Origin of the sequence: Streptomyces sp. NPDC001373, assembly GCF_042895815.1 — a bacterium.
In the GTDB taxonomy this organism is placed as follows: domain Bacteria; phylum Actinomycetota; class Actinomycetes; order Streptomycetales; family Streptomycetaceae; genus Streptomyces.
Genome location: NZ_JBIAWQ010000013.1, coordinates 24,402 through 46,163, shown reverse-complemented (window position 1 = coordinate 46,163; position 21,762 = coordinate 24,402). Strand labels below are relative to the sequence as shown.

Here is a 21,762-nt window from a genome sequence, read left to right as displayed (position 1 = left end):
CACTCGGGGCCGCCGCGCAACGGGCCGGTCGCACCCCTGTTCCCAAGGGCGGACCGGCCTGTGACGAGCCCGTTATCCGGTCGTACCGGGCCCGGGGCTCAGGCCTCCTCGGCCAGTTCCAGCCAGCGCATCTCCAATTCGTCCCGCTCGGAGATGAGTTCGCGCAGCTCCGCGTCGAGCTTGGCGACCTTGTCGTAGTCGGTGGAGTGCTCGGCGATCTGCGCGTGCAGGCTCGTCTCGCGGTCGGCCATCTTGTTGAGCTGGCGCTCGATCTTCTGGAGCTCCTTCTTCGCGGCGCGCGAGTCGCCGGAGGAGGTCGGCCTGGCCGCGGCGGCCGGGGAGGGCGCCGGGGCGGCGGCGGCCTCGATCATCCGCCGGCGGCGCTCCAGGTACTCGTCCAGGCCGCGCGGCAGCATCCGCAGGCTCGCGTCGCCGAGCAGCGCCATCACCGTGTCGGTGGTGCGCTCGATGAAGAACCGGTCGTGGGAGATCACGATCATCGAGCCGGGCCAGCCGTCGAGGAGGTCCTCCAACTGGGTGAGGGTCTCGATGTCGAGGTCGTTGGTGGGCTCGTCGAGGAACAGGACGTTGGGCTCGTCCATCAGCAGGCGCAGGATCTGCAGCCGGCGCCGCTCACCGCCGGACAGGTCGCCGACGGGCGTCCACTGCTTCTCCTTGGTGAAGCCGAACTGCTCGCACAGCTGGCCCGCCGTCATCTCGCGGCCCTTGCCGAGGTCGACGCGGTCACGGACGCGCTGAACGGCCTCCAGGACGCGCAGCGACGGGTCGAGCTCGCCGACCTCCTGGGAGAGGTAGGCCAGGCGGACGGTCTTGCCGACGGTGATCTCGCCGGAGGCCGGCTGGACCTCGCCCTGGGTGCGGGCCGCCTCGGCGAGGGCCCGCAGCAGGGAGGTCTTGCCCGCGCCGTTGACACCGACGAGGCCGACGCGGTCGCCGGGGCCCAGGTGCCAGGTGAGGTGCTTGAGGAGGGTCTTGGGGCCGGCCGTGACGGTGACGTTCTCCAGGTCGAAGACCGTCTTGCCGAGGCGGGCGTTGGCGAAGCGCATCAGCTCCGACTTGTCGCGCGGCTCCGGCACGTCGGCGATCAGCTCGTTGGCGGCCTCGATGCGGTAGCGGGGCTTGGAGGTACGGGCGGGGGCGCCGCGCCGCAGCCAGGCCAGCTCCTTGCGCATCAGGTTCTGCCGCTTGGCCTCCTCGGTGGCGGCGATCCGCTCGCGCTCGGCGCGGGCGAAGACGTAGTCGCTGTAGCCGCCCTCGTACTCGTAGACGGAGCCGCGCTGGACGTCCCACATGCGGGTGCAGACCTGGTCGAGGAACCAGCGGTCGTGGGTGACGCAGACGAGGGCGCTGCGGCGGGTCTGGAGGTGGCCGGCCAGCCAGGAGATGCCCTCGACGTCGAGGTGGTTGGTGGGCTCGTCGAGGATGAGGAGCTCCTGCTCGCCGATGAGGAGCTTGGCGAGCGCGATGCGGCGGCGCTCGCCGCCGGAGAGCGGGCCGATGACGGTGTCCAGGCCCTGGCCGAAGCCGGGCAGGTCGAGCCCGCCGAAGAGCCCGGTCAGCACGTCGCGGATCTTGGCGTTGCCGGCCCACTCGTGGTCGGCCATGTCGCCGATGATCTCGTGCCGGATGGTGGCGGCGGGATCGAGGGAGTCGTGCTGGGTCAGGACGCCCATGCGCGTGCCGCCGCTCTGGGTGACCCGGCCGCTGTCGGGCTCCTCCAGCTTGGCGAGCATCCGGATGAGGGTGGTCTTGCCGTCTCCGTTGCGGCCGACCACGCCGATCCGGTCGCCCTCGGACACACCGAGGGAGATGCCGTCGAGCAGGGTACGGGTGCCGTACACCTTGCTGACTGCCTCGACATTGACCAGATTGACGGCCATCAGACGCGCTCCAGGTGGGGATCCCCCGCAGGACTCCGGGGAGGGTGTGGATCAGCCCCTCAGCCTAACCCTCCGCGCCGACGGCGACCGTTCCACCAGCCAGGCGCCCGCCACGGCCATGCCGATGGCGGCGGGCGCGGTGACCGGGAGGGCGACGAGGGTGGCGGTGTGCCCCTCCAGCAGCCCGCCGAGGCCGGTCATGGACAGACCGAGGATCCCGAGGAGGCACAGGGCGGCCCCGAGGGCGGCGACGGGCCCGCTGCCGGGGGCGGCGTCCGCCCCGGAGGGCGCCTCGAAGCGGCGGAAGCCGGCCACGAGCAGGGCCGTGAGGGCGGCCGCCGCCAGGATCCTCACCGGCGCCTGCGCCCACCAGGCGGCGGTGGCGGGCTCGGGCAGGGCGAGGCCGGCGGCGAGCTGGGCGGCGTACACGGCGAGCATGGCGGTGAGGTGCCAGAGGAACGCGGTCATGGCCACCCCGTTGGCGGCGACCACCCCGCGCCAGACGCGGGGCCGGGCGAGCAGGGCCGCGGCGGGCCGGGCGGCCAGCTGGACGGCGCCGACCAGCCACATGCCGTGGCAGAGCAGGGCGAGAGTGGGCGGGGCCATGTTGGAGACCTTCTCGCCGGGCATCCCCACCATCGACAGCGGGTACGGCCCGGCCGCGACGAGGAGCACCGCCCCGGCGAGGCCGGCCGCGCCGAGGAGGGCGGGGCGGCGGATGCGGCCGTCCGCGCGCAGGAAGCCGAGCTGGTGCACGGCGAGCCAGACGAAGGCGAAGTTCAGGAACTCCGCGTACGGGACGTGGAGCGCGAAGCGCAGGACGTCGACGAGCGCGGCGGCGCCGGCCAGGGCGGCGAAGGCGGCCCAGCCCCAGCGGGCGTGGGCCCGCAGCAGGGGCGGGGTGAAGGCCGCCATGGCCAGGTAGATCCCGATGAACCACAGCGGCTGCGTCACCATCCGCAGCGCGGCCCCGGCCAGCGGCCCGCGGTCGGCGCCGGCGAGCTGCACGGTGAGGGCCAGCGCCGCCCACACGAGGACGAACACGAGGGTGGGCCGCAGCAGGCGGCGCAGCCGGGCCCGCACGAAGAGGGCGTAGACGGGTCGGCCGGCGGAGCGGCGTTCCAGGGACCGGTACGAGAGCGCGTGGGAGAACCCGCCGACGAAGAAGAAGACGGGCATGACCTGGAGGCCCCAGGTGAGCACCTGGAGCGGGGGCACGAGGGCGAGGAGGTTGCCTATGCCGTCGGCGCCGACCGCGGCCATCAGCCAGTGGCCGAGGACGACGGTCCCGAGGGAGGCGACGCGGAGCAGATCCACATACCGGTCCCGTGAGGCGGGGGTGGCGTCGGCGAGGTCGCGTGCGCTGGCTGTCATGCCCCTACGGTCCCGGCGCGGGGCGGCCGGGAACAGGGCGCGGGTACTCATCCGCGGCCTGAGTAGCGGGGGTGGGGTGGGGGTCGGTGGGCCGCTGCGCGGGCCGGTCCCCCGCCCGTCCGCCGTTCCTCCCCCAGCTTCCGCTGGGAGGTGCCCCGGCCACCGCTGGGCGGTGCCCCCAGGGGCGCCGCCCACGGCGGCGCCGGCTACGCCAGGACCGTGGCCCCCGCCGCAGGCGACCCCGTCACCCGCGTGGCACGGCACGTGCCCGAGGCCTCCAGGGCGGCAGCCACCTTCGCCGCGGCCTCCTCGTCCCGCACGAGGAACGCCGTCGTCGGCCCGGATCCGGACACCAGCCCGGCCAGGGCCCCGGCCCCGACGCCCGCCTCCAGCGTCCGCGCCAGCTCCGGCCGCAGCGACAGCGCCGCCGGCTGGAGCCCGTTGGACCGCGGCAGGACCGCCGCCAGGGCGTCGGGGTCGCCCGAGGCCAGCGCGGCGAGCAGCTCCGGGGAGGCCTGCGGGTCGGGCACGTCCGTGCCTTCCGTCAGCCGGTCGAACTCGCGGAACACCGCCGGCGTCGACAGCCCGCCGTGCGCCACGGCGAACACCCAGTGGAAGGCGCCCGCCTCGACCGGGGTGAGCAGCTCCCCCCGTCCGGTGCCGAGCGCCGCGCCGCCCACGAGGCTGAAGGGGACGTCGCTGCCCAGCTCCGCGCAGATCTCCAGGAGCTCCTCGCGCGGGGTGCCGAGCCCCCACAGCGCGTCGCAGGCCAGCAGCGCCGCCGCGCCGTCCGCGCTGCCGCCGGCCATGCCGCCCGCGACGGGGATGTTCTTCGCGATGTGCAGATGGACGGCGGGGGTGAGCCCGGCCCGGGCGGCGAGGACCTCGGCGGCCCGCGCCGCGAGGTTCGTGCGGTCCAGCGGCACCTGGTCGCTGTCGGGGCCCTCGCAGCCGACGGTGGGCCCGTCGCCGTCGGTCGCGGTCGCGGTCACCTCGTCGTAGAGGGAGACGGCCAGGAAGACGTTGGCCAGGTCGTGGAAGCCGTCGGGGCGGGCCGCGCCCACCGCCAGCTGCACGTTGACCTTCGCGGGGACCCGTACGGTCACCGCCGGGCGCGGCGCGGCGCTCACAGCGCGGGCTTCTGCGCGTCGGCGGGCTTGTGCTCGGCGATCGCCGCGAACTCCTCGACCGTCAGCGACTCGCCGCGGGCCAGCGGGTTGATCCCGGCGGCGGTCAGCGCGGCCTCGGCGGCGGCGGCCGAGCCGGCCCAGCCGGCCAGGGCGGAGCGCAGGCCCTTGCGCCGCTGCGCGAACGCGGCGTCGACGACCGCGAAGACCTCGGCCTTGGAGGCGCTGGTCCTGATCGGCTCGGAGCGCCGGACGAGCGAGACGAGTCCGGAGTCGACGTTGGGGGCGGGCCAGAAGACGTTGCGGCCGATGGACCCGGCACGCTTGACGTCCGCGTACCAGTTGGCCTTGACGGAGGGGACCCCGTACACCTTGTTGCCGGGGCGGGCGGCGAGCCGGTCGGCGACCTCCGCCTGGACCATGACGAGGGTCCGCTCGATGCTGGGGAAGCGGTCGAGCATGGTCAGCAGCACCGGCACGGCCACGTTGTACGGCAGGTTCGCGACGAGCGCGGTCGGCGCGGGGCCGGGCAGCTCGGTCACCAGCATGGCATCGGAGTGGACGAGCGAGAAACGGTCCTTCTTCCGCGGCATCCGCGCCTCGATGGTGGCGGGCAGCGCGGCGGCCAGGATGTCGTCGATCTCTACGGCGACAACCCGGTCGGCGGCCTCCAGCAGGGCGAGCGTCAGCGAGCCGAGGCCCGGGCCGACCTCGACGACGACGTCGTCGGGGCGGACCTCGGCGGTGCGTACGATCCGGCGGACCGTGTTGGCGTCGATGACGAAGTTCTGGCCCTTCTGCTTCGTCGGGCGCACGCCGAGGGCGGCGGCCAGCTCTCGGATGTCGGCCGGCCCCAGGAGGGCGTCGGAAGGGGTCCCGGGGGTCCCGTGGGGCTGCTGCTGCTCTGCGGTGCTCACCGGTAAAGCCTACGGCCGCAGTGCGGCCACGGACTCGCCCCCCGCTGCACGTAGAGCTTCTTCGCGCGGAACGTCTGCTCGGCGGCCGGGGCGTCCTGGGGGCGGCCGCTCCCGCCGAGGGCCTGCCAGGTGGTCACGTCGAACTGGTAGAGGCCGCCGTAGGTGCCCGAGGCGTCGGTGGCGGTGGGCCGGCCTCCGGACTCGCACTGGGCGAGCGCGGCCCAGTCGAGGCCGTCGGCCCCGGCGACGGAGGTGGGCAGTGGCTTCGTGCCGACCTTGACGAGCTGGCTGACGGGCTCGCGGACGACCTCCTCGGCGATCTTGCGGGCGGGCTGGCGGACCCCGTTGACGGTGCGCAGCCCGTACGTGATCCGGCGCGCGCCGGCGTGCCCGGAGCGCTCGACGACCTCGGTGCCGGCGAACAGGGTGTCGTCGTCGACGCGCTCGGTCTCGTACGGGATGCGCTCCTCGCGGACCTCACGGGTGCCGGTGATGCGCAGGACGGTGACGGTCTGGCCGTCGCGCGGGAAGGAGTCCGGGGGGACGGAGGTGGTGTCCTCGCCGCGCAGGGTGATGCCGGCCTGGTCGAGGGCTTCGCGGACGGTGGCGGCGTTGGTGCGGATGGTGCGTTCGCGGCCGTCGGCCATGAAGGTGACGCCGCGTTCGGTGCGCACGCTGAGGGTGAGTCCGGTGCGGGGGACGGGGGCGGTACGGGGGGCGGAGAGGAAGGCGCCCTCGACGCGGACGCCGAGCTGGCGCAGGGCGGCGTCGACGGTGGGGGCGGTGGTCCACATCTGGCGGCTGGTGCCGTCGAGGGTGAGGCGCAAGGGCCGGCCGTAGCGGACGACGACCTCTTCGCCGTCCTCCAGGGCGGAGTCGCGGGCGGGGGCGACGAGGTCGTGCGGGCCGACGCCGAGGCCTTCGGCGTCGAGGAGGTCCTCGACGCTGCCGGCGAAGGTGTGGAGGGTGCGGGGTTCGCCGTCGACGGTGAGGTGGACGGACTTGTCGGCGGCGACGAAGGCGGTGGTGCCGCCGGCGAGGACGGCCACGACGAGGGCCTGGGGGACGAGGCGCCGCCAGCCGTCGCGGACGACGGCGCTCTGTACGGCGGCGGTGCGGGCGCGGCGGCGCCGGCCGGGGGCGGGGTGGGGGGTGTTCGGGCCGTCGCCGGCGTCGGTGCGGCGGGCGGTTGCAGTGTCGTTTCTGGTTGCCGCTCCGGTTCCGGTCGCGGCCGCGGTTGCGGTGTCGGCCGGGGGGCGGGGGGCGGCTGCGGTTCCGGTGTCGGCCGGGGTTCCGGTCGCGGCCGGGGGGCGGGGGGCGGCCCGGCGGCGGCCGGTGGGGGCGGCGGGGAGGGCGCGGTCGGGGACGTCGGGGGTGGCGTCGGGGCGGGGAGCCGCGCGGCGCCTGCCGGTGGGGCGGCGGCCGTCGCCGGGAGCGGCCGGGTCGGGGGGGGTGGGGGTGGTCGTGGCGGGCGGGGGTGGGGTGGCGGCGCCTGGGGGTGGGGGTGGCTCGGCCGGGGCCGCGGCCCGGCGGCGGCCGCCTCCTCCTCCGCCGGGCCGCCGGGCGGGGGCCTGGGCCGGTGCGGGGGCGGGGGTGGCGGCGGGGCCCGCGCCGGCGCGCCGCCTGCCGGTGCCCTGGGCGGCGCTGCCCTGGCCGGTGCTCCCCTGGCCGGCGGCGGCCGGGGGAGGGTCGGTGCGCACCGCTCCGGCCGCGCGGCGGCGTGCGGCCCGCCGGCCCTCGGCGCGGGGGGCGGGGACGCCGGGGTCCGGGCCCGTGCCGGGGTCCGGGCCCGTGCCGGGGTCCGGGCCCGCGTCCGGCTCGGTCTCCGGCCAGGAGACACGGCGGTGACTGCCCTGCGTATCGCTCACGTCGCTCGCTCCACTGGTCCGGCCCGGCTGGTTCGGGCACGGCACCCTAACGGGAGCGGCCGTCACGCACCAAAGCCGTTCGACTACCCAGTGTGTCGAACGAACGGATGTACCGAAGGTGTCGCCATGGCCGTGCCGGAATGTCGGCACATCGCCATGACGGCATGTCTCTGTGTCCCCATGTCGGCAATGCCGCGTGCGCGGCGGGCGGGCGGCGCGGCACGCGATGGGCACGGCGGGCGACCGGCACGGGGGGCCGCCCGCGCCGGGCCGGTCAGGAGTCGGTCAGTAGTCGAAGGCGCGGGCCGTGTTCGCCGCGAGGGCCGTGGACATGGCGTCCTCGTCGATGCCGCGGACCGCCGCCATCGCCCGCACCGTCAGCGGGATCAGGTACGGCGCGTTGGGCCGCCCGCGGTAGGGCGCCGGGGTGAGGTAGGGGGCGTCCGTCTCCACCAGCACCAGTTCCAGCGGGGCCACGGCCAGGGCCTCGCGCAGCGGCGCCGCGTTCTTGAAGGTGACGGTGCCGGCGAAGGACATGTAGTACCCGGCGGCCGCGCACTCCCGGGCCATCTCCGCATCCCCGGAGTAGCAGTGGAAGACCGTCCGCTCGGGCGCGCCCTCCTCGCGCAGCACGCGCAGCACGTCCGCGTGGGCGTCGCGGTCGTGGATGACGAGGGCCTTGCCCTGCCGCTTGGCGATCTCGATGTGGGCGCGGAAGGAACGCTCCTGCGCGGCCATGCCCCCGGGTCCGGTGCGGAAGTAGTCCAGCCCGGTCTCCCCGACGGCCTTGACGTGGTCGAGGGCGGCCAGCGCCTCGATCTCGGCGAGGGCCTCGTCCAGGGCTTCCTCACCGCCACCCGCGCGGGCGCCCTGGCGCGACCAGCCGTCCGGGTCGCCGAGGACGATGCGGGGCGCCTCGTTCGGGTGCAGGGCCACCGCCGCGTGGACGTTGGCGTGGGCCGCCGCGGTCTCGGCGGCCCAGCGCGAGCCCTTCACGTCGCAGCCCACCTGCACGACGGTGGTCACGCCCACCGAGGCGGCCTTCGCGAGACCCTCCTCGACGGTGCCGGACTGCATGTCGAGGTGGGTGTGCGAGTCCGCCACCGCCACCCGGAGGGGTTCGGGCAGCGGGGGCGGGGCGTCCTTGGCGGCGGAGGAAGGGCTGGGGCTCATGGGCCGATCTTATGACCGGCGCAGCCGCCCCAGGAGACGGGAGAACAGGCCGCGGCGGCGGCCGGGTTCGTTGACCGCGACGGGTCCCGGGGAGTCGTGCGAGGACCCGCGCGGCTTCGGCGGGCGCGGGGGGTTCTCGCCGGCCGGCACGGGCCCGGCGATCCCGGGGGCTATGGGGTGGTGGTAGAGCCGGTCGATGGTCGCGTTCACCTGGGAGACCTGGCCGGCCCGCATGATCCGTACGACGTGTCCGCCGCAGTTCAGGCAGGTCGGGTTCGACAGCGGGGAGGGCACCCGCTCGCCGCTCACCTTGTACATGATGAACGGCTGGCCCTGGCCGTCGGTGTGGTGCTCGATCGCGTAGGCCTGCTCCCATCCGTACCCGCACTTCATGCACGCGAAGGAGTAGGCCTCGTGCACGATCTGCACGTCGGGGGCGGTAACGGCGGCAGGACCTGCGGCGGGGACGGGTACCGGGGTGTCTGCGATCTCACTCATGCCAGCTCCTCTTGTTCCACTGGTGCCATTGCCAGTGGACGCCTCTTCGGGCGGGAGCGCATCAGGCCCTGTCCAGAGTTGGACGTACTTTGGGCCAGTCATGTCTCAAAGCGGCCGGTGCGCGGTCTGAGCTTTGCTTTTCAGGTTAGCCCTTTACCGATTTACGGCATCTTCTGTGCCGCGTTCTTTGCCGCGACGACCGCGTCGAAGACCTCGCGCTTGGGTACGCCGGCCTCGGCCGCGACCGCCGCGATGGCCTCCTTGCGCCGCTCGCCCGCCTCCTCGCGCACCCGCACCCTGCGCACCAGTTCCTCGTCGTCCAGGTCGACGGGCCCGGCGGCCGGGGCGCCCTCGACCACGATCGTGATCTCGCCGCGCACGCCCTCGGCGGCCCACTCGGCCAGCGCGCCCAGCCCGCCGCGCTTGACCTCCTCGTACGTCTTGGTGAGTTCGCGGCACACGGCGGCCCGCCGGTCGGCGCCGAACACCTCGGCCATCGCCGCGAGGGTGTCGTCGAGCCGGTGCGGGGCCTCGAAGTAGACGAGCGTGCGCCGCTCGCCCTCGACCTCGCGGAGCCGGCCGAGGCGCTCGCCCGCCTTGCGCGGCAGGAACCCCTCGAAGCAGAAGCGGTCCACGGGGAGCCCGGAGAGCGCGAGCGCGGTGAGGACGGCGGAGGGCCCGGGCACGGCCGTGACCTTGATGTCCTTCTCGACGGCGGCGGCGACCAACCGGTAGCCGGGGTCGGAGACCGAGGGCATCCCGGCGTCGGTGACCAGCAGCACCCGCCGGCCCGACTCCAGGGCCTCGACCAGCTCGGGGGTGCGGGCGGACTCGTTGCCCTCGAAGTACGACAGGACCCGCCCGGTGGTGTGCACACCGAGCCCCTGGGTGAGCCGGCGCAGCCGCCGGGTGTCCTCGGCGGCGATCACATCGGCCCGCTCCAGCTCGGCGGCGAGCCGGGGCGGGGCGTCGGCGAGGTCGCCGATCGGGGTCCCGGCGAGGACGAGTACGCCGTGGGAGGAGGGGGTTCGCGCGCCGTGGGGCTGGTCTGCTGTCACCGGCTCATCCTCTCATTGGGGCTCGTGGGGACTGGGGCTCGCACAGGGGCGTTCCCTACGATGACCCGGTGACCAGTACCGCGACGCCGCCGCCCAGCCCCGCGGGGGCCCCGCCCGTCCCGCCGGGCGGACGCGGCTCCGAGCACGAGACGCCCGTGTGGCTGCGCCGCCTGCGGGGGTTCGGCTACGTGCCCGCCGCACCGGCGGCCGACCTCCGTACCCGCCTCGTGCCCCCGTACGCCCGGCCGTCCGCCCAGCTCTGGGCGGCGCTCGGGGTCCCGGAAGCGAGCCGGCAGGCCTGGGAACGGGTCATGGCGTGGGCGGGGCCGCTGCTGGTGGCGCTCGTCGCGGGGGTGCTGCGGTTCACGCACCTGGGCAGCCCGAAGGCGGTGATATTCGACGAGACGTACTACGCCAAGGACGCCTGGGCCACGATCCGGCAGGGCTACGAGGCCAGCTGGCCCAAGGATGTCGACAAGTCGATCCTCGCGAACCCCGACGCGGTGCCGCTGCCGACCGACCCCGGCTACGTCGTGCACCCGCCGGTGGGCAAATGGGTGATCGGGCTCGGCGAGTGGATGTTCGGCTTCGACCCGTTCGGCTGGCGCTTCATGACGGCGCTGCTCGGCACGCTGTCCGTGCTGATGCTCTGCCGCATCGGCCGGCGCCTCTTCCGCTCCACCTTCCTCGGCTGCCTGGCGGGCGCGCTGCTCGCGGTCGACGGCCTGCACCTGGTGATGAGCCGCACCGCGCTGCTCGACCTGGTGCTGATGTTCTTCGTGCTGGCCGCCTTCGGGGCACTGCTCGTCGACCGCGACCGGGCACGGGCCCGGCTCGCGGCGGCGCTCCCGGTCGACGAGGAGGGCCGCACCCGCCCGGACGCGGCCGTCGCGGAGACCCTGCGGCTGGGCTGGCGCCCGTACCGGCTGCTGGCCGGCGTCTGCCTGGGCCTGGCCTTCGGCACCAAGTGGAACGGCCTGGTCGTGCTGGCCTTCTTCGGGGTCCTCACCGTGCTGTGGGACGCCGCCGCGCGCCGTACCGCCGGCGCGGGAGCCCCGTACGCGGCGATGCTGCGCCGGGACGCGCTGCCCGGCTTCCTGTCGACGGTGCCGGTGGCGATCGCCGTGTACCTGGGCTCCTGGCTCGGCTGGATCCTGAGCCCGGACGACGGCAGGGGCGGCTACTTCCGCGACTGGGCCGCCAAGAACGACCAGCACAGCGCGCTGTCCTTCCTGCCGGAGTGGCTGCGCAGCCTGTGGCACTACGAGACGGAGGTCTACAAGTTCCACGTGGGCCTGACCTCGGGCCACACCTACCAGTCCAACCCGTGGAGCTGGCTGGTCCTGGGCCGGCCCGTCTCCTACTTCTACGAGTCCCCCGCGCCCGGCACCGACGGCTGCCCGGCGACCGAGGCCGGCAAGTGCGCCCGCGAGGTGCTGGCGCTGGGCACGCCGCTGCTGTGGTGGACGGGCTGCTTCGCCCTGGTGTACGTGCTCTGGCGCTGGTTCTTCCGGCGCGACTGGCGGGCGGGCGCGATCGCGTGCGCGCTGGCCGCAGGGCTGCTGCCCTGGTTCAACTACCAGGAGCGGACGATCTTCTACTTCTACGCCGTGGTCTTCGTCCCGTACCTGTGCCTGGCGGTGGCGATGATGATCGGCGCCCTGCTGGGGCCGTCGGGCTCATCGGAGCGGCGGCGGACCCTGGGGGCGATCGGGGCGGGGGTGCTGGTGCTCCTGATCGTCTGGAACTTCATCTATTTCTGGCCGATCTACACCGGCGAGACCCTGCCCATGGACTCGTGGCGTGGCCGGATGTGGCTGGATACGTGGATCTGACCCCTACCGGCGCGTAAGGTGGGCCACTCAGACTCTTTGAACGCGTTCAGAGGGCTGTGGCTCCTGGGGAGGGGACGCAATGAACGGGGCGGCGAAGGGTGCCATCGTCGGCGGGGTGTTCCTGGCGATGGCCGGCGGTGCGGCGTACGGGGTGGTCACCCTGGTGGGTGACAGCGGCGACGGCCGCTCCGGCGCGGGCAGGAACGGGGACGCGGGCACCGGCGCGGTGACCTCGCAGCGGGCCACCCGGCCGGTCACCGACCAGGAGACGGCCCAGGTCGCGAAGGCCTTCCTTGCCGCGTGGGCCGCCGGCGACGCCCGCGCGGCGGCCGACCTGACGAACAACGCCCAGGCGGCGCACCCCGTGCTCGCCGATTTCCGGTCCAAGGCGCTCGTCTCCAAGGCGGTCATCACGCCCGGCACCCCGGACGCCACCGGCGTGCCGTTCAAGGTCGAGGCCGAGATCACCCACGCGGGAACGGCCAAGTCCTTCGCCTACGACTCGCGGCTGACCGTCGTGCGCGGCGCCGACAGCGGCAAGCCGCTCGTCGACTGGCAGCCCTCGGTGGTCCACCCCCAGCTCCAGAAGGACGAGCGGCTGCGCGCGGGCACCCCGGCCAGCCCGCCGCTCAAGGCCGTCGACCGGCACGGCAAGGAGCTGACACCCGAGCAGTACCCCTCGCTGCGGCCGGTGCTGGACGCGCTGCGCAAGACGTACGGGGAGAAGGCGGGCGGCACCCCCGGCGTCGAGGTGTGGATCGAACCGGCCACCGCCGACGCCCCCAGGCGAACCCTGGCGACCCTGGTCGAGGGCACGCCGGGGCAGCTGCGGACCGTGCTCGACGCCGATGTACAGGCGGCGGCGGAGAAGGCGGTGGCGCAGTACGCCGAGGCCTCGGTCGTCGCCGTCCAGCCGAGCACCGGCGACATCCTGGCGGTGGCCAACCACCGGCAGGACGGCTTCAACGCGGCGATGCTGGGCCGGCGGGCGCCCGGCTCGACGATGAAGATCGTGACGGCGGCGATGCTGCTGGAGAAGGGCCTCGTGGCGGCCGACCGGCCGGCGGCGTGCCCGCCGAGCGCCACGTGGGACGGCAAGACCTTCCGCAACCAGGGCGGCTTCTCCCTTCAGGGCCAGCCCTTCTCGACCAGCTTCGCCAGGTCCTGCAACACGGCCTTCATCAGCCTGATCGACGACGTGAAGGACAACGGCGCGCTGCCGCGGGTGGCCAAGGAGGCCTTCGGCATCGGGCTGGACTGGAAGACGGGCATCCCCTCGCAGGACGGCACCGTCCCGGTGACCTCGGGTTCGGCCGCCGCGGCCGAGTACATCGGCCAGGGCCCGATCCTGATGAACCCGCTGAACATGGCCTCGGTCACGGCGACCGCCCGCACCGGAACGTTCCGCCAGCCGGTCCTGGTCAAGGCCTCGCTGGACGGCCGCGCCCTGGCGACGGCCCCCCGGTCGCTGGCGCCGGGGGTGTCGGCGCAGCTCGTGCGGATGATGCGGCAGACGGCGACGAGCGGCACGGCGGCCAAGGCGATGGCGGCGGTCGGCGGCTCCGACAAGGGCGCCAAGACCGGTTCGGCGGAGGTCGACGGCGCGGCGGCCCCGGACAGCTGGTTCACGGGCTTCAGCGGCGACGTGGCGGCGGCGGCCATGGTCGAGGGCGGCGGCCACGGCGCCGACGCGGCGGGCCCCGTCGTGGCCGCGGTCCTCAACGCCTCCTGACGGGGGTGGCCTGGGCGGCCTGGGACGGGGCCGGCGCGGCGGGTCGGGGCGCGCCGGGGCCGGCAGGGGGTCGCGGGCCGGGAGGCGGGGACAAAACGCCTCGCCTCCGGCCACGCACGGCGCTAGCGTCCCGGCATGACGACCAGCACCCCGCACCCCCTCTTCGCCCAGGCCCTCGCCGATCTGGGCCTCGACCTCGCCATCCGCACCTTCCCCGAAGGCACCCGGACGGCCGCCGACGCCGCCGCCGCGATCGGCTGCGAGCTCAGCCAGATCGTGAAGTCACTGGTCTTCGCGGCGGACGGCGTCCCGGTCCTGGTCCTCATGGACGGGGCCTCGCGCGTCGACGTCGAGGCGGTACGGCGTCAACTCGACGCCGGGAAAGTCACCCGCGCGGACGCGGCGGTCGTCCGCGAGACCACCGGCTACGCCATCGGCGGCGTCCCGCCCTTCGGCCACCGCACCCGCACCCGCGTCCTCGCGGACCGGGCCCTCCTGCGGCACGACGTCGTCTGGGCGGCCGCCGGCACCCCGCACACCGTGTTCCCGATGCCCCCGCACGAACTGGTCACGCACGCCGCCGCGGAACTGGCCGACGTACGCGAGCGGAGCTGACGACGACAACGGCGAAAAACGCCAAAGCGACAAAGCGCTAAAGGCAGGAGCGCAGCGCCCGCACCAGCGCCTGCGCCCGCGGGTCGGCGGTGACCGACTTGGCGTGCGCGTTGGTGACATAGCCGAAGCCGATGCCCGCCTCCGGGTCCGCGAAGGCCAGCGAGCCCCCGCGGCCCGGGTGGCCGAAGGAGGCCGGGGACAGCAGCGGGGACGAAGGACCGTGCAGCATGTAGCCCGGGCCGAAGCGGGTGCCCACGACCAGCACCCGGTCGGGCCCCGCCGCGAACTCGGTGCCGGCCAGCACGGTGGTCGCCGGGGTGAAGATCCGGGCCCCGCCCTCCACCACACCGATGGTCGCGGCGTAGAAGCGCGCCAGGGCGCGAGCGGTGCCGATGCCGGCCGAGCCCGGGAGCTCCGCCGCCTGGTAGACGGGGTCGTTCTCGTCCGGCTGGGGGTCGATGGCGGCGAAGGCGCGGCGGGTCAGGGACTCGGGGTCGGCATACGCCTCCGAAACGTTTCTCCTCGGCCGCGTCTTCAGCAGTCCCGCACTCGGCGGCGGCTCGACCGGCGCCACCCGGCCCACCCGGTGCGCCTCGCCCTCCGGCAGGCCGATCCAGAAGTCGAGCCCCAGCGGCTCGGCCATCTCCTCGGCCAGGATCCCGCCGACGGTGCGACCGGTGGCCCGCAGCACCAGCTCGGACACCAGCCAGCTGAAGGTCTGCGCGTGGTAGCCGTGCGCACTGCCCGGCTCCCAGAACGCCTGCTGCCGGGCGACGGCCCGCGCCCCGGACGCCCCGTCCGCCGCCTGCGCCGTCGTCAGGCCGCGGTCCAGCGCGGGAACGCCGGCCTGGTGCGCGAGCAGGTGGCGCACCAGGGCGCGCTCCTTGCCGCCCGCCTTGAACTCCGGCCAGTACGCGCTCACGGGCGCGTCCAGGTCCAGCAGCCCGCGCTGGTGCAGCAGCAGCGGTACGGCCGCCGCCACGCCCTTGGTCGCGGAGCGCACGATCGTCGCGGTGTCCTGGGCCCAGGGCTCGGTGCCGTGGGCGTCCTTCGTCCCGCCCCACAGGTCGACGACCGTGCGGCCGTCGTGGTACACGGCCACGGCCGCACCCCGGTCCCCGAGCACCTCGAAGTTGCGCGCGAAGGCCTCTCGTACGGGCTCGAAGCCCTCGGTCACCACACCCTGGATGTTCACGAGCACCCCAACAACCGAAGACCTGTGCTTATGCCGCGCCCTCGCCGCCCGGGACGCCCCCGTGGGCGGTGCGGGAGCGTCCCGCGGGCCCGCGCCGGGACTACGCCGCGGCCACCGAGCGCGGGTCGAAGCCGAACGGCAGCTCCAGCCGGTGCGCGCCCATCAGCTCCTCGTCGCACAGCAGGTCCCGGGTGCGTCCGTCGGCGGCGATGACCCCCTCACTGAGGATCACCGAGCGCGGGCAGAGCTCCAGGGCGTAGGGCAGGTCGTGCGTCACCATCAGCACGGTGACGTCCAGTGCGCGCAGGATGTCGGCCAGCTCGCGCCGCGAGGCGGGGTCGAGGTTGGAGGAGGGCTCGTCCAGGACGAGGATCTCCGGCCGCATCGCCAGTACGGTCGCCACGGCCACCCGGCGCCGCTGCCCGAAGGACAGATGGTGCGGCGGGCGGTCGGCGAAGCCGGCCATGCCGACCTGTTCGAGGGCCTCGCGGACCCGGGCCTCCAGCTCGGCGCCGCGCAGGCCGGCGGCCGCCGGGCCGAAGGCGACGTCCTCGCGCACGGTCGGCATGAACAGCTGGTCGTCGGGGTCCTGGAAGACGATTCCGACCCGCCGCCGGATCTCGGCGAGGTTGCGCTTCTCCACGGGCAGCCCGGCGACGGTGACGGTGCCGACGCCGCCGCCCAGGATGCCGTTGAGGTGGAGGACGAGGGTGGTCTTCCCGGCGCCGTTGGGGCCGAGGAGGGCGACGCGTTCGCCGCGCCCGACGGTGAGGTCGACGCCGAAGAGGGCCTGGTGCCCGTCCGGGTAGGCGTAGGCGACGCCGGACACCTCCAGCGAAGGCGCGGGGCTAACGGCAGCGGAAGCGGTGGAGGCATTAGAAGTTGAGGGAGCGGTCACAGCGTCCATCCCATCAGACAGACGGCGAGCGCCGTCACCGGGAGCACGGCCGAGTACGCCCACTGGGCGCGGGTCGCCGTGACGTCGTCGATCACCGGCATGGAGCCGGCGTAGCCGCGGCTGACCATCGCGAGGTAGACCCGCTCGCCGCGCTCGTAGGAGCGGATGAAGAGGGCGCCGGCGGTCTTGGCGAGCACCCCCCAGTGCTGGATCCCGCGCGCCTCGAAGCCGCGCGAGCGCCGGGCGATGGCCATCCGGCGCAGCTCGTCGCTGATGACGTCGCCGTACCGGATCATGAAGGAGGCGATCTGCACGAGCAGCGGCGGCAGCTTGAGCCGCTGGAGACCCAGCAGCAGCGCCCGCAGTTCGGTGGTCGAGGCGAGGAGCACGGAGGCGGCCACCCCAAGGGTGCCCTTGGCGAGCACGTTCCAGGCGCCCCAGAGTCCGGAGACGCTCAACGACATGCCGAGGACGTCCACCCGCTCGCCCTGCGACACGAAGGGCATGAGCACGGCGAACAGGACGAACGGCACCTCGATCAGCAGCCGGCGCAGCAGGAACCCGGCGGGGATCCGGGCCGCCGTGGCGACGGCGGCCACGAGGACGGCGTACAGGCCGAAGGCCCACATCGCCTCGCGCGGTGTCGAGACGACGACGATGACGAAGCCGGCGGTCGCGGCGATCTTGCAGTGCGGCGGCAGCTCGTGCACGGGCGAGTGCCCGTGCCGGTAGAGCTTGTGCGCGTGGCCCGCTCCCACGTCAGCCCGCCGACGGGGCGGCCGTGGAGGACGCGGTCAGGTCCTGGGCGCGGCGGCGGCGCACGGCCCAGAAGACGCCGCTGCCGGCGGCGACGGTCGCGCCGACGCCGATGACGCCGGCGAGGCCGCCCGACAGGCGGGCGTCGTCGACGTCCTTGACGCTGTAGTCGGCGAGCGGGGAGTCGGCGGCGGCGTGTTCCTGCACCTTGCTGTCGATGCCCTTGTCGGCGGCGACCTTCTCCAGGCCGTCCGGGCTGGTGGAGGCGTAGAAGGAGACGAACCCGGCGAGCACGAGGGCGGTGGCCAGGCCGGTCAGCCACAGCTTGCGGGTGGAGCGGGCGGCGGCCGGGACGGGGGCCGCGGCGGGGGCGTCGACGAGCTCTCCGCCGACGCGCAGCTTCAGCGGGGTGGCCAGTCCGCGCGCGCCGTGGACCAGGTCGGGCCGGACGGCGATCACGGCGCCGACGGTGGCGGCCGTGATCAGGGCTTCGCCGATGCCGATGAGCACATGGACGCCGACCATGGCGGTGAACACCTTGCCGATCGGGACGTCGGTGGTGCCGCCGAGGGCGTAGAGCAGGGTGAACATGAAGGCCGCGCCGGGCACCGAGAGCAGGGCTCCGGCGAAGGCGGCGACGGTGACCGAGCGCCGGCCCGAGGGCAGGAGCTTCAGCAGGAGGCGGAAGACGGCGTAGGAGACGAGGACGGTCACCACGGCCATGTTCAGGATGTTGACGCCGAGGGCGGTGAGGCCTCCGTCGGCGAAGAGGATGCCCTGCATCAGCAGGACGACGGAAACGCAGAGGACGCCGGTGTAGGGGCCGACGAGTATCGCGGCGAGCGCGCCGCCCAGGAGGTGGCCGCTGGTTCCGGCGGCGACGGGGAAGTTCAGCATCTGCACGGCGAAGATGAAGGCGGCGACGAGGCCGGCCAGGGGGGCGGTGCGTTCGTCGAGTTCGCGGCGGGCGCCGCGCAGGCTGACCGCGACAGCGGCGGTGGCCGCCACTCCTGCGGCCACCGAGACGGGTGCGTCGATGAATCCGTCGGGCACGTGCATGGAGCGGCTCCGCTTCCTCTTCCTCGCATGAGTGTTTAACCGTTCAAGAGTAGTGCCCACTTGCAAACGATTGGCAAGAGCTGGCGCCACACAAATACATACGTGCGGTTTCGTGGGAATGTGCGAGGCTGGACAGGAAAACGGACGTGCATGTTCCGATTCAAGGAGTCCGGTCGATGTCAGCCACCGCCGAGAATCCACCAGCCACCTCAGCGGCCGTCGAGGAGCGGGTCAGCGCCCGCGTGATCAGCGACGACCCCCTCTTCCGCGCGATCCCGGTGGCCCTGCGGTTCACCACCGCCGAGCCCCTGGCCGTCAGGATCGTCTTCCCCGCCGAGCTGTCCCCCGACGGCACCGACAACGAGTGGGTCTTCCCGCGCACCCTGCTGGAGGCCGGCCTGCTCGCGCCGACCGGGACGGGCGACGTACGGGTCTGGCCCTGCGGCCGGGTCCAGGCCGTGGTCGAGTTCCACTCCCCCGACGGTGTCGCCGTGCTCCAGTTCGACAGCGCCGTGCTGCGGCGCTTCCTGCGCCGTACGTACGCCACCGCGGCCGCCGCCGACGCGGGATCCGCCACCGGCGCGCGGCCCACGGCCACCCGTACGGCGTAGCGGACGCGGCCGGCCCCGCACCTGGGGTTCCAGATGCGGGGCCGGGATTCACATGCCTCCAACCAACCACCGGGCATTAGCCGCCCGCGGGGTCAGGCGTTGACCAGCTCGCGCTGCTTGTCAGGGTCCTCCGGGGCCCCGGACTCCTGCGCCGACTCCCCGAGGTGCTTGCGCAGGCTCTCGCCCTCCACGTCCACGTTGGGCAGGATCCGGTCCAGCCACGCCGGCAGCCACCAGGCCTTGTGGCCGAGCAGCGCCAGCACCGCCGGCACGATCGCCATGCGCACCACGAAGGCGTCGAACAGGACGGCGACGGCCAGGCCGAAGCCGATCATCTTGACCATCGCGTCACTGGCGCCCAGGAAGCCGGAGAAGACGGCGATCATGATGACGGCGGCGGCCACGACCACACGGGCGCTGAACTGGAAGCCCGTCACCACGGCCTGCCCGGGCCGCTCGCCGTGGACGTACGCCTCCCGCATCCGGGTGACGAGGAAGACCTCGTAGTCCATCGCCAGGCCGAAGACGACACCCACCATGAAGATCGGCATCATCGACATGATCGGACCGGTCTGCTCCACCCCGAAGACGGAGCCGAGCCAGCCCCACTGGAAGACCGCGACGACCGCGCCGAGGGCGGCGACGACCGACAGCAGGAAGCCGAGGGCCGCCTTGAGCGGGACCAGGATCGAGCGGAACACCAGCATCAGCAGCAGGAAGGCCAGGCCGACCACGAGCGCCAGGTAGGGCAGCAGCGCGTCGTTCATCTTCTGCGAGAAGTCGATGTTCATCGCGGTCGCGCCGGTGACGAACACATCGTCCCCGTTGCCCTCGCGGATCTTGTGGACCAGGTTCTCGGTCTCCGTGGAGGAGGGCCGCTCCTTCGGGATCACGCTGATGACGGCCGCGTCCTTGGCCTCGTTCTGGTGCGGCGGGGTCACCGCGACCACGCCCTCCAGGCCCTTGATCCGGTCGACGGTCTTGTCGGCGAGCGCCTTGTCGCCGTCCACGACCACCATCAGCGGACCGTTGAAGCCCGGGCCGAAGCCCTCGGACAGCATGTCGTAGGCCTTGCGCTGGCTGGTGGAGACCGGCTTGGAGCCGTCGTCCGGCAGGCCCATCTCCAGCTTGCTCGCCGGCACCGCGATCGCGCCGAGGCCGATCACGCCGATCAGCAGCACCATGACCGGGCGGCGCAGCACGAAGCGGGCCCAGCGGGTGCCGCCGTTGGGCTTGGCCTCGGCGCCGGCCGGGCGGCCCTTGCCGAACAGCTTGCTCTTCTTGCCGGCGGGCAGGACCTTCCTGCCCGCGAGTCCGAGGATCGCCGGGACCAGCGTCAGGGCGACGAGCACCGCGATGACCACCGTTCCGGCGGCCGCGACACCCATCTTCGTCAGCATCGGGATGTTGACGACGGCCAGGCCCACCAGGGCGATGACCACGGTCAGACCGGCGAAGACGACGGCGGAGCCTGCGGTTCCGACGGCGCGGCCGGCGGCCTCGTCGCGCTCACGGCCCTCGGCGAGCTCCACGCGGTAGCGGGAGACGATGAACAGCGCGTAGTCGATGCCGACCGCGAGGCCGATCATCATCGCGAGGGTGGAGGTGGTGGAGCCGAGGTCCAGCACGTTGGCGAGCGCGGTGATCGAGGAGACGCCGATGCCCACGCCGATCAGCGCGGTCAGCAGCGGCAGCCCGGCCGCGACCAGCGAGCCGAAGGTGATGACCAGGACGATGCCGGCGATCAGGATGCCGATGGCCTCGCCGGAGCCGGTCTCGGGAGCCTCCATCAGCGCGTCTCCGCCGATCTCCACCTGGAGGCCGGCCTTCTGCGCGTCGTGCCCGGAGTCCTTGAGGGCGTCACGCGTGACGTCCTTCAGCTCCATGCCGCTGACCTTGTACTTCACCGTGATGTAGGTGGTGGAGCCGTCCTGGCTCACCGCCTGCACCTGGTACGGGTCGTCGACGGTGGCGACCTGTGCGGCGCCCTCGCCCTCCTTCAGGCCGGAGATGAGCTTCTCCACCTCGGCCTTGGGGCCCTGGTCGGTGACCTTGGCGCCCGCCGGGGCCTTGACGACGATGCGGGCGGTCGCGCCGTCGGCGGACATGCCCGGGAACTTCTTGTCCAGCAGGTCGAAGGCCTTCTGGGCCTCGGTGCCGGGGATCGAGAACGAGCCGGAGGTGGGCGCGGCGGCCGTCGCCGCGCCGAAGCCGGCGGCGACCAGCAGCGCCACCCATATGAGGGCGACGAGGCCGCGGCGCCTGAAGGCGCCGCGCCCGAGCCGGTAGAGGAAGGTGGCCACGTCGTGGTTCTCCCGTTTCAGGTCGTGGGATGGATCCTGCGCCCGTACGGCCGCAGGGCCGAGGGCGGATCAGGGCGTGAAAAGCCGGCCCGACGACGAGAGCGGCGTGTCAGGAGCAGCAGGCGGTACGTGGGGAGGTACGGGGAGTACGGGCAGCGGCCCCGGGGGTACTGGACGGCACTGGCGGAACCGGACAGTACCCGGCGGTGCTCAGGAAGGACTGGGGAGTCGCTCGGGAATCAGACGCCGAGGGCGGGGAAGACCACGGCGTCGATGAACTGGGTGAGGAACGCCCGGTCGACGGACCGGTCCTCGATCAGCGGCAGTGCGATGAACGCCCCGATGAGCATGTGCGGCACGAAGTCCAGCGCCGGACAGTCCGGACGGACCTCGCCCCGCTCCACCGCGCGGCGGAGCATGGCCTGGAGACCGTTGATCTCCGGGTCGACCAGCAGGTCGCGCAGGGCCCGGTGCAGCTCCGGGCTCTCGTGGACGGCATGGGCCAGACCCCGCATCAGGGCGGTGTCCTTGGCCATCTGCACGTCGTCGGAGTGCGCGACCATCCGTGCGAAGTCCCCGCGGAGGGTGCCCGTGTCGATCTCCCGCAGGGAGACCGGCTGGGTGCACCGAAGGGCCTTCGCGACCAGCTCCGGCTTGCTCCCCCACTGGCGGTAGAGGGTGGCCTTGCTGGACTTCGTACGGGCGGCGACCGCGTCCATGGTCAGCGCCTCGTACCCGACCTCGCGGAGGAGGTCGAGGACCGCCTCGTGGAGCTCGGCCTCCCGCTCGGGGGTGATCCGGCTGCGCCGCGCCGACATCGCGTCGGTGACCCGGCAGCTTCC

Annotated in this window: 18 protein-coding genes; 4 read left to right on the top strand and 14 right to left on the bottom strand. The window is 73.8% G+C overall.

Going from position 1 to position 21,762, the window contains the following annotated elements; genetic code table 11:
• Positions 1-98: 98 nt before the first annotated feature.
• From ACFY15_RS26310 to rsmI, 8 genes are all read right to left on the bottom strand, one after another.
• A complete protein-coding gene (locus ACFY15_RS26310) occupies positions 99-1,901 on the bottom strand; it encodes an ABC-F family ATP-binding cassette domain-containing protein (protein WP_390826152.1) in 1,803 nt (600 codons plus the stop codon).
• Positions 1,902-1,952: 51 nt separating this feature from the next.
• Positions 1,953-3,275, bottom strand: a complete 1,323-nt coding sequence (locus ACFY15_RS26305; RefSeq protein WP_390688508.1) for an acyltransferase family protein — start codon at positions 3,273-3,275, stop codon at positions 1,953-1,955.
• Positions 3,276-3,481: 206 nt separating this feature from the next.
• Positions 3,482-4,405 carry a 4-(cytidine 5'-diphospho)-2-C-methyl-D-erythritol kinase gene (locus tag ACFY15_RS26300; protein WP_390688507.1) on the bottom strand — a complete coding sequence of 308 codons (924 nt, stop codon included), beginning with the start codon at positions 4,403-4,405 and terminating at the stop codon, positions 3,482-3,484.
• Positions 4,402-5,319, bottom strand: a complete 918-nt coding sequence (rsmA, locus tag ACFY15_RS26295) for a 16S rRNA (adenine(1518)-N(6)/adenine(1519)-N(6))-dimethyltransferase RsmA (protein WP_390688506.1) — start codon at positions 5,317-5,319, stop codon at positions 4,402-4,404. Before rsmA ends, ACFY15_RS26300 begins: the two co-directional genes overlap by 4 nt.
• Positions 5,316-7,187, bottom strand: a complete 1,872-nt coding sequence (locus ACFY15_RS26290; RefSeq protein ID WP_390688505.1) for a ubiquitin-like domain-containing protein — start codon at positions 7,185-7,187, stop codon at positions 5,316-5,318. Before ACFY15_RS26290 ends, rsmA begins: the two co-directional genes overlap by 4 nt.
• Before the next feature lie 285 nt (positions 7,188-7,472).
• Positions 7,473-8,360, bottom strand: a complete 888-nt coding sequence (locus ACFY15_RS26285; RefSeq protein ID WP_390688504.1) for a TatD family hydrolase — start codon at positions 8,358-8,360, stop codon at positions 7,473-7,475.
• A gap of 9 nt (positions 8,361-8,369) precedes the next feature.
• A complete protein-coding gene (locus ACFY15_RS26280; RefSeq protein ID WP_390688503.1) occupies positions 8,370-8,858 on the bottom strand; it encodes a hypothetical protein in 489 nt (162 codons plus the stop codon).
• 161 nt (positions 8,859-9,019) lie between these two features.
• Entirely contained in the window at positions 9,020-9,916 is an 897-nt protein-coding gene (gene rsmI / locus ACFY15_RS26275) for a 16S rRNA (cytidine(1402)-2'-O)-methyltransferase (RefSeq protein ID WP_390688502.1), read from the bottom strand.
• A gap of 68 nt (positions 9,917-9,984) precedes the next feature.
• On the opposite strand from rsmI, the gene ACFY15_RS26270 reads away from it, so the two are divergent.
• The 3 genes from ACFY15_RS26270 to ACFY15_RS26260 all read left to right on the top strand — a co-directional run bounded on the left by ACFY15_RS26270 (position 9,985) and on the right by ACFY15_RS26260 (position 14,098).
• Complete coding sequence (locus tag ACFY15_RS26270) at positions 9,985-11,751, top strand: dolichyl-phosphate-mannose--protein mannosyltransferase (protein WP_390688501.1); 1,767 nt, start codon at positions 9,985-9,987, stop codon at positions 11,749-11,751.
• Between the two features lie 79 nt (positions 11,752-11,830).
• A complete protein-coding gene (locus tag ACFY15_RS26265; protein ID WP_390826151.1) occupies positions 11,831-13,483 on the top strand; it encodes a penicillin-binding transpeptidase domain-containing protein in 1,653 nt (550 codons plus the stop codon).
• Positions 13,484-13,618: 135 nt separating this feature from the next.
• Entirely contained in the window at positions 13,619-14,098 is a 480-nt protein-coding gene (locus ACFY15_RS26260) for a YbaK/EbsC family protein (protein ID WP_390826150.1), read from the top strand.
• Positions 14,099-14,135: 37 nt separating this feature from the next.
• Here the strand turns inward: ACFY15_RS26260 and ACFY15_RS26255 are convergent, their stop codons facing one another.
• The 4 genes from ACFY15_RS26255 to ACFY15_RS26240 form a co-directional block, all read right to left on the bottom strand.
• Positions 14,136-15,293 carry a serine hydrolase domain-containing protein gene (locus tag ACFY15_RS26255; RefSeq protein ID WP_390688498.1) on the bottom strand — a complete coding sequence of 386 codons (1,158 nt, stop codon included), beginning with the start codon at positions 15,291-15,293 and terminating at the stop codon, positions 14,136-14,138.
• Positions 15,294-15,393: 100 nt separating this feature from the next.
• Positions 15,394-16,200: an energy-coupling factor ABC transporter ATP-binding protein gene (locus ACFY15_RS26250; protein WP_390688497.1), complete on the bottom strand. Its 807-nt coding sequence runs from the start codon at positions 16,198-16,200 to the stop codon at positions 15,394-15,396.
• Positions 16,188-16,949, bottom strand: coding sequence for a cobalt ECF transporter T component CbiQ (gene cbiQ, locus ACFY15_RS26245; RefSeq protein ID WP_390688496.1), 762 nt, complete (start codon positions 16,947-16,949; stop codon positions 16,188-16,190). The genes ACFY15_RS26250 and cbiQ overlap by 13 nt, the downstream gene beginning before the upstream one ends.
• Before the next feature lies 1 nt (position 16,950).
• The gene (locus ACFY15_RS26240) at positions 16,951-18,006 is read right to left on the bottom strand and encodes an energy-coupling factor ABC transporter permease (RefSeq protein ID WP_390826149.1); all 1,056 of its coding nucleotides are present in this window, start codon (positions 18,004-18,006) and stop codon (positions 16,951-16,953) included.
• A 176-nt stretch (positions 18,007-18,182) separates the two neighbouring features.
• Here ACFY15_RS26240 and ACFY15_RS26235 point away from each other — a divergent pair, with 176 nt between their 5' ends.
• Complete coding sequence (locus tag ACFY15_RS26235) at positions 18,183-18,617, top strand: SsgA family sporulation/cell division regulator (RefSeq protein WP_390688494.1); 435 nt, start codon at positions 18,183-18,185, stop codon at positions 18,615-18,617.
• Between the two features lie 92 nt (positions 18,618-18,709).
• Here ACFY15_RS26235 and ACFY15_RS26230 read toward each other — a convergent pair whose 3' ends face one another.
• Both ACFY15_RS26230 and ACFY15_RS26225 read right to left on the bottom strand, forming a co-directional pair.
• On the bottom strand, positions 18,710-20,920 hold the full coding sequence (locus tag ACFY15_RS26230; protein WP_390688493.1) for an MMPL family transporter: 2,211 nt from the start codon (positions 20,918-20,920) through the stop codon (positions 18,710-18,712).
• A gap of 239 nt (positions 20,921-21,159) precedes the next feature.
• Complete coding sequence (locus ACFY15_RS26225; RefSeq protein WP_042816673.1) at positions 21,160-21,738, bottom strand: TetR/AcrR family transcriptional regulator; 579 nt, start codon at positions 21,736-21,738, stop codon at positions 21,160-21,162.
• Between the last annotated feature and the right edge of the window lie 24 nt (positions 21,739-21,762).

Bases quoted from the DNA above. Each gene is read 5' to 3' on its own strand.
- ACFY15_RS26250 (WP_390688497.1), bottom strand. From the start codon at position 16,200: ATGGACGCTGTGACCGCTCCCTCAACTTCTAATGCCTCCACCGCTTCC.
- ACFY15_RS26235 (WP_390688494.1), top strand. From the start codon at position 18,183: ATGTCAGCCACCGCCGAGAATCCACCAGCCACCTCAGCGGCCGTCGAG.
- ACFY15_RS26260 (WP_390826150.1), top strand. From the start codon at position 13,619: ATGACGACCAGCACCCCGCACCCCCTCTTCGCCCAGGCCCTCGCCGAT.
- ACFY15_RS26305 (WP_390688508.1), bottom strand. From the start codon at position 3,275: ATGACAGCCAGCGCACGCGACCTCGCCGACGCCACCCCCGCCTCACGG.
- ACFY15_RS26240 (WP_390826149.1), bottom strand. From the start codon at position 18,006: ATGCACGTGCCCGACGGATTCATCGACGCACCCGTCTCGGTGGCCGCA.
- ACFY15_RS26285 (WP_390688504.1), bottom strand. From the start codon at position 8,360: ATGAGCCCCAGCCCTTCCTCCGCCGCCAAGGACGCCCCGCCCCCGCTG.
- ACFY15_RS26310 (WP_390826152.1), bottom strand. From the start codon at position 1,901: ATGGCCGTCAATCTGGTCAATGTCGAGGCAGTCAGCAAGGTGTACGGC.
- ACFY15_RS26225 (WP_042816673.1), bottom strand. From the start codon at position 21,738: ATGTCGGCGCGGCGCAGCCGGATCACCCCCGAGCGGGAGGCCGAGCTC.
- ACFY15_RS26265 (WP_390826151.1), top strand. From the start codon at position 11,831: ATGAACGGGGCGGCGAAGGGTGCCATCGTCGGCGGGGTGTTCCTGGCG.
- ACFY15_RS26280 (WP_390688503.1), bottom strand. From the start codon at position 8,858: ATGAGTGAGATCGCAGACACCCCGGTACCCGTCCCCGCCGCAGGTCCT.